The sequence below is a fragment of the Pantoea sp. Ap-967 genome (assembly GCF_011752565.1).
Classification (GTDB): domain Bacteria; phylum Pseudomonadota; class Gammaproteobacteria; order Pseudomonadales; family Pseudomonadaceae; genus Aquipseudomonas.
In genome coordinates this window covers 22,639-32,681 of the sequence record NZ_VWXK01000048.1, presented here as the reverse complement: position 1 = coordinate 32,681, position 10,043 = coordinate 22,639, and the positions used below count along the sequence as shown (strand labels likewise).

Sequence of the window (10,043 nt, the reverse complement as noted above, 5' to 3'; positions counted from 1 at the left end):
TTGCTCCCGGGAGGACCGCGCTGCAGGCCCCATCCTGGGGCCCAGCGCTTGACGGGCATCCATGCCCGTCACCTCCCTCCGCAAGGCCTACGCTCGGCCTCCTAAGGTCGCAATCTGCGTTTGCTGAACTACCGTGCGCTTAGAAGCAAAAGCGAAAGCGAAAGCGAAAGCGAAAGCGAAAGCGAAAGCGAAAGCGAAAGCGAAAGCGAAAGCGAAAGCGAAAGCGAAAGCGAAAGCGAAAGCGAAAGCGAAAGCGAAAGCGAAAGCGAAAGCGAAAGCAAATTTAATCCTGTAGGAGCGGGCTTGACCCGCGAAGCAAGCACCGCGGTGCATGGCACCGGCTGCGCCGGTGTTCGCGGGGCAAGCCCGCTCCTACACGGGATTGCGGCGCGCTTGCGGGCACTGTTCCCTGCGCGACAGCGTAGCCCGCAGGGCTGGCAGATCGCCTACAAACGCTTACACAACGCTAATCATTATCATTTACAATTTGTAAAAATTCCCTATCCTTGATGCGTGCCCCAGGCCTTGGATGGCCTATTTCACCCACCGGGTACATCAGCGCTTTGGTTTCTGGGAGATAGATTGTGCCGACCCCATCCTGCCCCCCCGCAGATTCACCGTTCAACGATATCGACCCCGGCTACGCCCGCTTCGACCTGCCCCGCCACCACGGCAGCGGCTGGACCGACCTGCACCGCATCGCCCATGGCATCACCCTCGCCCGCGGCCAATACGACTTCACCGGCACCTTCGAAGACCACTACGTACAGCCCCCCGAATGCCTGACCATCAAGATCATGGTCGCCGGCGAGCTGCACCTGCAGGTGCCCGAACAGCGCAAGCCCACGGTCTACCGCGGTGCCGGGGTAATGCTCCGCCAGGCCAGCGAACAACAAACCTTCAACCGCGAGATGGTCGGCCATTTCAGCGGTGTATCCATCGAAGTGCCTACCCCACTGCTGGAACAGCTATTCGAAGACCAAGCCGAAACCATCGGCGGCCCGCACGGCACCGAATTGCTGCTCGACAGCGAACACCTGTGCCACAACCTGGGCATGGTCACCGCCAGTACCCTGCTCACCAGCGCCATGCACACCACCGTCGGGCGCCTGCATGCCGAAGCCGCCGCGCTGCAGATGCTCGCCCAGTTGATCGACCACAAGCCCTGGCGCCAGGGCCCGAAACTGCCCCTGCGCCAGCGGGTGGCGGTGCAGGATGCACGGGATATCCTTCACGACGAATTCGCCCACAGCCATTCCATCGCCTCCCTCGCCAGGCGCGTGGGCATCAACGAGTGCTACCTGAAGTCGGCCTTCAAGGCCGCCACCGGCCAAACCATCGCCCAGTACCTGCGCGGGGTGCGCATGCAGCAGGCGCGCGCGCTGCTCGAAGCGGGCGAATGCAGCGTGCTGCAGGCCTGCGAGTTCGTCGGCTACTCCAACCCCGGCCAGTTCGCCGCCGCCTTCCGGCGCATCCACGGGGTGACCCCGGCCAGCGTCAAAGGCGTCAAGGACGCCCCCTAAGATGAAGTTTTCCCGATCGGGACCGTAAATTCCCGAATGGGGTAGATCGCCGCCGCTCAGATAATAATCATTCTTATTATCAAAAATAGACGATCTGCCAACATGAAAAAAACCACGTTCCTGCCCTACCCGCTGTCGCTGCTCACCCTGGCCCTGGCCGCTCCGGTGCATGCCGACACCACCACCAACAGCGTCGAACTGCCCGCCGTGACCGTCAAGGCCACCAAGCGCGATCAGCCCCTGCAGGACATCGCCGGCGCGGCCGACGTGGCCACCGCCGACGAAATCCTGCCGCGCGGCCTGCACCGGGTCGACCAGCTCGACCGGGTGTTCACCGACGTGAACATTCGCCAACGTTCCTCCCGCGCGTTCGACAACTTCACCATCCGCGGCCAGTCCTCGCCAGACTTCTACAACCCCGCCGCGCAGCTGCTGATCGACGGCCTGCCGCAAGACCAGGCGCTGCTCTCGCAGTTGCTGCCCCAGGGCCTTGAGCAGGTGGAAATCCTCTACGGCCCGCAAGGCACCCTGTACGGGCGCGGCGCCGTCGGTGGCGTGGTCAACGTGGTCACGCGCAAGCCAGACGACCAGGCCCGCCTGGACGCCACCGTCGATGCCAACAAACGCGGCCAAGGCGTGCAACTGATGGCCAGCGGCCCGCTGGTGCCCGGTGCGCTGTTCGGTGACATCGCCGTCGGCACCCGCGACGACCGCGGCGAACTCAAGGACATGTACACCGGCTCCCGCCTGGGCGACAACGACGACAGCAACGGCCGCGTGCGCCTGCGCTACGCCCCCGACGGCAGCCCGCTGGACGTGATGGTCACTGCCGCCCGCGACGTCACCCACTCCGACGAGGAATACTTCATCGTCAACGGCAACAAAGACTCGCGCCGCGTGCTGCCCATGGCCTCGCACTACCGCCTGGCCACCAACAGCTACGGCCTGCACGTGGACTACGACCTGGGCCCGATGGTGCTCAGCGCCCTCACCGGCTACCAAACCCGCGACAACGAACGCACCGTGTTCGGCAGCTACACCCCCGAGCAACAACGCACCATCTCCCAGGAACTGCGCCTGGCCTCGCGCCAGGCACCGGGCAACACCGTCGACTTCGTCACCGGGCTGTACGCCGAAGACCTCGACTTCAAACGCCAGATCCCGCTGTACGCGCTGGACTCGCACCAGGACATCCGCTCCTACGCCGCCTACGGCGAGCTGACCTGGCACGCCACCGACCGCCTGGACATCACCCCCGGCATCCGCTTCGAGCAACAGCGCACCGACGTCGACACGCGCTTTGCCGCGCTGTCGATGGACAACGACAAACGCGACAACGCCACCTCGCCCAAGCTTGGCATCAACTACAAGCTCACCGATGACGTGTCGGTGTACGCCCTGTTCAGTACCGGCTTCAAGGCCGGCGGTTTCACCCGCGCGGTCACCCCACAGAACATCGACTTCAGCTATTCGCCGCAAAAAGCGCGCAACTACGAAGTGGGCTTCAAGGCCAACCTGTTCGACAACAGCCTGGAACTGGCCGGCGCCGCCTACCTGATGAAGATCAAGGACTACCAACTGTCGGTAGGCCCAGTCGAAGGCCAGTACCTGCAGAACGTGGGCGATGCCCGCACCCGCGGCGCCAGCCTGACCGCCAAGTGGCAGGCCACCGAAGCCCTGCGGGTCAAGGCCGGGGTAGCGGTGAACAAGTCCGAGTTCCGCCACTACCAGGACCCGACCGGCGCCTCCAGCAACGACCTTTCGGGCAACATCCTGCCCTACGCCCCACGCAGCACCGCCAACCTCGCCGCCGAGTACGCCTTCGAACTGGGTAACGGCATGGCGCTGATCCCCCACGTGGGCGTGTCGTACATCGGCAAAACCTATTTCGACGAAGCCAACACCATGGTCCAGGGCGGCTACTCGCTGCTCGACGCGGGCGTTTCCTGGCAGGTGAACCGCAACCTGTCCGCCGACTTCTACGTCGACAACCTCGCCGACAAAACCTATGCCGTGTACGCCTTCGACGCCGGTGCGCCAATCGGCACTGCCTACCAGGTGGGTGAAGGCCGCCTGGCGGGCGTGCGCCTGAACCTGAGCTTCTGACATGACCGAGCATACCCCTGGTATCGCTGTCACAGGGCGCCGCCCGGCGTCCCTGGCTGGCCTGCTCGCCGCCTTTGGCGGCCTGTACGCCACCCAGGGCCTGCTCAGCGGCCTGGCCCACGAAGGCCTGCCGGTGCTGCTGCGCGCCCAGGGCGTGGGCCTGGACAAGATCGGCCTGCTGTCGTTGCTGTTCCTGCCTACGGCCATCAAGTTCCTGTGGGCAGCGCGCACCGACCGAATCGCCGGCAACGGCCCCAGCGGCCGCCTGCGCCTGGCCAACAAGCTGCAAGGCCTGCTGGTGTTGGGCATGCTGCTGGCCATCGCCCTGCCCCCGGCTACTTCCCTGGTGCCATTGCTGGCCTTGCTCGGCGTGATGATGCTGGTGATGGTGACCCAGGACATCGTCACCGACGGCACCGCGGTGCTAAGCCTGGCCCCCGCCCAGCGGGGCATGGGCAACATCATGCAGATCGGCGGCAGCTACCTGGGCTACATCCTGGGCGGCGGGCTGTGGGTAGCATTGGCCAGCCACAGCGGCTGGGCGCCAGCCACCCTCTACCTGGCGGCGCTGCTGGCGCTGTGCGCCCTGCCCGCCTGGCTGCTGCGCCGCCGAGCCCTGCCGCTGCCGGCCAACCCGGCCCCGCTACAAGGCAACCCACCGAGCCTGCGCCGAGCCTGGCAACGGCCGGCGGTGCGCTGGGGCATGGCCTGCGTGGTCAGCTTCCAGGCGCCGGTGCGCTGGTTCACCGCGATCATGCTCACCTACCTGGTCGACCGCGGTTTCGACGTGCTCCAGGTTGGCCTGCTGTCGAGCAGCGGCATCGCCCTGTCGGGCATCGCCGGTGCCTGCCTGGGCGGATTGTTGCTGGAGCGGGTCGGGCGCAAGCGCATGGTGCGCGCCAGCCTGTTCTGCTACCTGCTGCTGCAACTGGGCTACCTGGCGCTGGAAAGCCACGCGGCCACCAGCAAGGCACTGCTCACCGCGATCTTCCTGGCCTTCTGCCTGTGCATGGCAATGGGCTTCGTGGTGCTCTACAGCCTGATGATGGACTGGGCCTCCCCGGCCCAGGCCGGCACCGACTATTCCGTGCTGCAATGCACCGACGCCTTGTGCGCCCTGGTGCTGGGCCTGGGCGCCACCCAGTTCACCCACCACTACGGCTATGCCGCCAGCTTCGCCGTTGCCTGCGTGCTGGCCCTGCTCGGCCTGGTGCTGGCGCCGCGTTGCCAGGCCCGCGCCAGCGCGGCCGTGGAACCTGGCCAATGACCACCGCCGTGCCCCTGACCCGGCTGGTGTACGCACGCCTGGACGAATTGAGCCAGGCGCTGCGACTGGACCCCCAACTGCAGTGGCTATGCCACGGCATCCCCGCCGCCCAACCGCAAGCGGCGCTGCTGTGGGCTGCCCTGGACGGCGTGACGCTTACCGGGCGCCAGGTGCTCGACCTCGGCTGCGGCCGCGGCGGCGCCCTGGCCGCCCTGGCGCGCCGGGGCGGTGCGGCCACGCTGACCGGCATCGATGTGTGCCCCGAGCAGATCGCCGCCTGCCGGCGCCAGTTCGCCACGCTGAAAGTGCGCTGGCAGGTGGCCGATGCCTGCCACCTGCCCCAGCCCGCCGCCAGCTGCGACCTGCTGCTGGCAGTGGAACTGTGCGAAGGCCTGCACGCCCCGGCCAACCTGCTGCACGGCGCGGCCCGGGTGCTGCGCCAAGGCGGCCTGCTGGTGCTGGCCGACCTGCTCAGCGACGACGCCTGGCAATTGCTGCTGGAACAGGCCGCCGCCGAGGGCCTGGTGTGCACCCGCAACCTGGACCTGAGCAACCCCGTGGCCCAGCAGCTGGCACGTTCGGCCACGCAGGCCGCCCCCGGCGATTCTGCCGAGGACGACTTCATCCGCCAGGCCTTCGTCGAAGGCCGCACGCGCACCGCCCAGGCCCTGGAACACGGCCAACTGCGCTACCGCGCCGTGCACCTGCAGCGCGACACCCGCCCCACCCGCGCCCACCCAGGCCCCGCCTGGCACTGGCCGCTGCCAACGCTGCCGGTGGCTGAAGCCGCGGATGTGACCATCGACCCCATTGCCCAGGTGTTTCCCCAAGGAGCGCCCGAGCGCAGCCGCCTGAGCGTGTTCGCCTTCCCCTTCGGTGGTGGCGGCGCCTCGCTGTTCGCCGGCTGGCGCCAGGCGTTGAGCCCGGCCATGGACTTCTGCCCGCTGCAGTTGCCAGGCCGCGAAGGCTTCCGCCAGCACTCGCCCCTGCCCGACATGGCCGCCTGGGTGCAGTGGGCCCTGGCCCAACTGCGCCCGCACCTGGCAGGCCGCCAGGCGCCCTACGTGCTCTACGGCCATTGCCTTGGCGGCCAGCTGGCCTACGAGCTGGCCCTGGCGCTGCAGGCCGAAGCCACCCCACCCGCCGCCCTGTGGTTGTCGGCCAGTGCGCCACCGGACATGGCCGTCAGTGCCCGCCTGGCGCGCCTGCTGCAGGTGGCCGAACTGCGCGGCACCGACCTGCCGGCGCTGCTGGCCCTGCTCGGCGGTACCGCGCCCCAGGTACTGGCAAGCCCGGCGCTGCTGGCGGCGGTCAAACACACCCTGCTGGCCGATTTCCAACTCGCCTGCCGCTACCAGCGCCACGACCTGCCGGCGCTGCACTGCCCCGTGCATGGCATCGCCGGCCTGCGCGACAAGCTGGTGCCAGCCAGCCATATGCACGGCTGGCAACGCTGCGCCAAGGCCGGCTTCAGCCTGGCCCAGATCGATGGCGAACACTTTTTCCTGCGCGATCAGCGCCCACTGCTTCAGGCCCAGTTGCGCCAGCTGGCCGAACGCACGCTTGCGGAGTGCCCATGACCGAACCCACCCCCACCCATGAAACCGGCTTCGCCGCCCTGCTGGCCCTGGTCGGCCAGCAGCGCCGCCGGCTGATCGTTGCCGCGCTGTGCAGCGCGCTGTCCGGCGTGCTGTCGATCACCCCATTGATCGCCCTGTACCTGGTGTTGGTCACCTACGCCCAAGGCAGCGCCGCCCCCTTCGCCGAGGTGCTGCCAATCCTCATCGGCTGCGGCGCGGCCATGCTGCTGCGCTGGCTGCTGCTGTGCAGTGGCGGGGTGTTGTCGCACCTGGCCGCCTTCGACAGCCTGCACGACCTGCGCCTGGCCCTGGCCAACAAGCTGACCCGCCTGCCGCTGGGCTGGATCGACGCCCGTACCGCCAGCTTGGCCAACCAAGTGCTGCGCGAAGACATCGACCGCCTGGAGCAGTTCATCGCCCACCACCTCAACGACAGCGCCGCCGCCCTGGCCTTGCCCCTGGCCAGCGCCGTGGCGCTGTTCTGGCTGGACTGGCGCATGGCCCTGGCAACCCTGGCCACCGTGCCACTGGCCCTGGCCGTGCAGATTGCGCTGTTCAAGCGCATTCCCCAGGTGATGGCCGAATACGGCGAGGTGAATGCCGAACTGTCCGCCAGCATCGTCGACTACGTGCAGGGCATCGCCGTGGTCAAGACCTACCTGCGCGGCGAACACGCCACCGGCCGCCTGCACAACGCCCTGGACGCCTACCGCGCGGTGATCGGGCGCATGGTCGCCAGCACCGTGCCCGGCTGGTCGGCGTTCACCGTGGTGATCGGCGCCAACAGCCTGTTCATCCTGCCCATCGGCGGCTACTTCTACCTCAACGGCAGCCTCACGTTGCAGGCCTTCACCCTGTGCCTGCTGCTGGGCCTGGGCATTACCCGGCCGCTGTTCGCACTGGCCTTCTTCGGCAACCTGATGCGCCTGGTGCAGGCGGCCAACGACCGTGTGCAGACCTTGCTGCGCGCCCCCGAACTGGCCAGCCAGGCCCAGTTGCCCGCCGGCGACAGCGAACATGCGCTGGCCTTCGAGCAGGTGGGCTTCAGCTACGACCAGGGCGGCCAGGTGCTGCACGACATCAGCTTCAACCTGCCCCACGGCAGCCTCACCGCCATCGTTGGCCCCAGCGGTGCTGGCAAATCAACCCTGGCGCAACTGATGCTGCGCTTCTGGGACGTGCAGCAAGGCCGTATCACCCTGCAAGGCCGCGACCTGCGCGCCTGGCCCCTGGGCGAACTGCACGACCAGGTGGCCTTCGTGATGCAGGAGGTGCACCTGTTCGACCAGAGCGTGCTCGACAACATCCGCCTGGGCCGCAGCGACATCGACGAAGCCCAGGTGATTGCGGCGGCCAAGGCGGCCCAGGCCCACGACTTCATCCAGGCCCTGCCCCAGGGCTACCACACCGTGCTCGGCGAACGCGGCGCCCGGCTCTCGGGCGGTGAACGCCAGCGCTTGTCGATTGCCCGGGCGCTGGTGCGCAACGCGCCCATTGTGGTGCTCGATGAAGCCACCGCCTTCGCCGACCCCATGAACGAAGCGCAGATCCTCCAGGCCCTCGGCACCCTCACCGCCGGGCGCACCGTAGTGATGATCGCCCACCGCCTGGCCAGCATCGTTGACGCCGACCAGGTGCTGCTACTGGAAGCCGGACGCATCCGTGCCCGCGGCAGCCATGCCCAGTTGCTGGCCGCCGAGCCGCTCTACCAGCAGCTCTGGCACGCCCAGCAGGCCAGCGCCAACTGGCGCCTGGGCCATTCACCTGCCCTTGAGCCGACCCTGGAGGCGGCACGCCCATGAACATGCTCCTGGCCGTTTTCCGTATCACCCAAAGCCCCGACACCCCGCGCGTGTGGCGCAGCATCGGCTGGCGCCTGGGCGAAGCGCTGTTCGCCACCGTGCCCTATGGCGTGCTGTACATCGCCCTGCGCGAACTGTTCGCCCAGCGCCTGGACGGCGCGCTGCTCGGCTGGCTGACCCTGGCCTTGCTGCTGAGCCTGGCCTTGCAGCTGGCCTGCAACCTGGCGTCGAACCTGGGCGGTTTTCTGGGGGGCACCGGCATGCTCTGCGACCTGCGCCTGCAACTGGCCGCGCAGCTGCGCCGCCTGCCCCTGGGCTTTCACAGCCGCAACCGCAGTGGCGAACTGAGCGCCGTGCTGGGCGAGAACGCCACCCAGGTCGAAGAAGCCTTCACCCACCTCACCGGCGAGCTGTTCGGGCGCCTGGGCATTGCCGTGCTCAGCGGCGCGCTGATGCTGCTGGTGGACTGGCGCCTGGGCCTGGTGGCGCTGCTTGCGGTGGCGGCCGGCAGCCTGCTGGCCGCCGCCCTGCGCCAGCGCTTCGCCGCCATGAGCCGGGCCAAGCACGCCCAGCGCGCCAGCGTGGCCAGCCAATTGCTGGCGTTCGTTCAGGGCATCAAGGTGATCCGCGCCTTCGGCCTGTCGGCCGAGCGCTTCGGTGCCCTGCAGGCAAGCATGCTGCAACTTCGGCGGCTGTCGATTCGCATCGAGGTGGTGGCCGGGCTGCTCGCGGTCGGCTTCGCCGTGCTGCTGGAAATCGGCCTGCTGGCCTTGCTCGGCCTGGCCGTGTACCTGGCCGTGCAAGGGCAGCTGGCACCGGCGTCGCTGATTCTCACGCTGGTGCTGGCGCACCGGTTCTTCGCCATGCTGGGCGAGTCGGCCACGCTGATGGCGCAACTGGCCTTCTACCGCAAGAGCCTGGAGCGCATCGAAAACCTGCTGCAGGCACCGTGCCTGCCGGAACCTGCCAGCAGCCGTGAACCCCAGGGCCACGGCATCGAGGTGCGCAACCTGCACTTCAGCCACCCAGGCGGCGCCGTGGCGCTGCGCGGCATCGACTTCGACGCGCCAGCCGGCAGCATCACCGCCCTGGTGGGCGCCAGCGGCGCAGGCAAGACCACCCTGGCGCAGTTGCTGGCACGCTTTCACGATGCCGACCAGGGCCAGGTGCTGATTGGCGGCGTGGACGTGCGGCAGATGCGCCAGGACGACCTGCTGGCCCGCATCGCCTTCGTGTTCCAGGACAACCACCTGTTCGCCGACACCGTCGCCAACAACCTGCGCATCGCCCGCCCCGAAGCCAGCGACGCCGAGCTCGAAGCCGCCGCCCGCGCCGCCTGCTGCCATGCCTTCATCATGGCCCTGCCCGACGGCTACCAGACTCGCCTCGGCCAGGGCCTGGACCTCTCCGGCGGCGAGCGCCAGCGCCTGTCGATTGCCCGCGCCCTGCTCAAGGATGCGCCCATCGTGATCCTCGACGAAGCCACCGCCGCGCTGGACAGCGACAACGAAGCCGCCATCACCCAGGCGCTGAACGCCCTGACCCGCAACAAGACGGTGATCGTCATCGCCCACCGCCTCTACACCCTGACCCAGGTGCAGCAAATCCTGGTGCTGGACCAACAGACCATCGCCGAGCGCGGCACCCACGCCGAGTTGCTGGCAGCTGGCGGCCTGTATGCACGCTTCTGGGCCCAGCAACAGGCCACCCGCCACTGGCGCCTGCGGCCACGGGACAACGCCCTGGCCTGATTCAACCGCTCGCC

The 10,043-nt window shown here is 68.1% G+C and carries 7 protein-coding genes; all 7 read left to right on the top strand.

Annotation, left to right across the window (positions count from 1 at the left end):
- Window positions 1-120: 120 nt before the first annotated feature.
- The 7 genes from F3J45_RS29935 (at window position 121) to F3J45_RS28425 (ending at window position 10,029) form a co-directional block, all read left to right on the top strand.
- Window positions 121-510, top strand: coding sequence for a hypothetical protein (locus tag F3J45_RS29935; protein WP_205300719.1), 390 nt, complete (start codon window positions 121-123; stop codon window positions 508-510).
- A 74-nt stretch (window positions 511-584) separates the two neighbouring features.
- Window positions 585-1,523: an AraC family transcriptional regulator gene (locus F3J45_RS30650; RefSeq protein WP_167070684.1), complete on the top strand. Its 939-nt coding sequence runs from the start codon at window positions 585-587 to the stop codon at window positions 1,521-1,523.
- Window positions 1,524-1,625: 102 nt separating this feature from the next.
- Window positions 1,626-3,629, top strand: coding sequence for a TonB-dependent receptor (locus F3J45_RS28445; RefSeq protein WP_167070683.1), 2,004 nt, complete (start codon window positions 1,626-1,628; stop codon window positions 3,627-3,629).
- Between the two features lies 1 nt (window position 3,630).
- A complete protein-coding gene (locus F3J45_RS28440) occupies window positions 3,631-4,896 on the top strand; it encodes an MFS transporter (RefSeq protein WP_167070682.1) in 1,266 nt (421 codons plus the stop codon).
- Window positions 4,893-6,476 carry a thioesterase domain-containing protein gene (locus F3J45_RS28435; protein WP_167070681.1) on the top strand — a complete coding sequence of 528 codons (1,584 nt, stop codon included), beginning with the start codon at window positions 4,893-4,895 and terminating at the stop codon, window positions 6,474-6,476. Before F3J45_RS28440 ends, F3J45_RS28435 begins: the two co-directional genes overlap by 4 nt.
- Window positions 6,473-8,278 carry an ABC transporter ATP-binding protein gene (locus tag F3J45_RS28430; RefSeq protein WP_167070680.1) on the top strand — a complete coding sequence of 602 codons (1,806 nt, stop codon included), beginning with the start codon at window positions 6,473-6,475 and terminating at the stop codon, window positions 8,276-8,278. The genes F3J45_RS28435 and F3J45_RS28430 overlap by 4 nt, the downstream gene beginning before the upstream one ends.
- Window positions 8,275-10,029 carry an ABC transporter ATP-binding protein gene (locus F3J45_RS28425; RefSeq protein ID WP_167070679.1) on the top strand — a complete coding sequence of 585 codons (1,755 nt, stop codon included), beginning with the start codon at window positions 8,275-8,277 and terminating at the stop codon, window positions 10,027-10,029. The genes F3J45_RS28430 and F3J45_RS28425 overlap by 4 nt, the downstream gene beginning before the upstream one ends.
- Window positions 10,030-10,043: the final 14 nt, after the last annotated feature.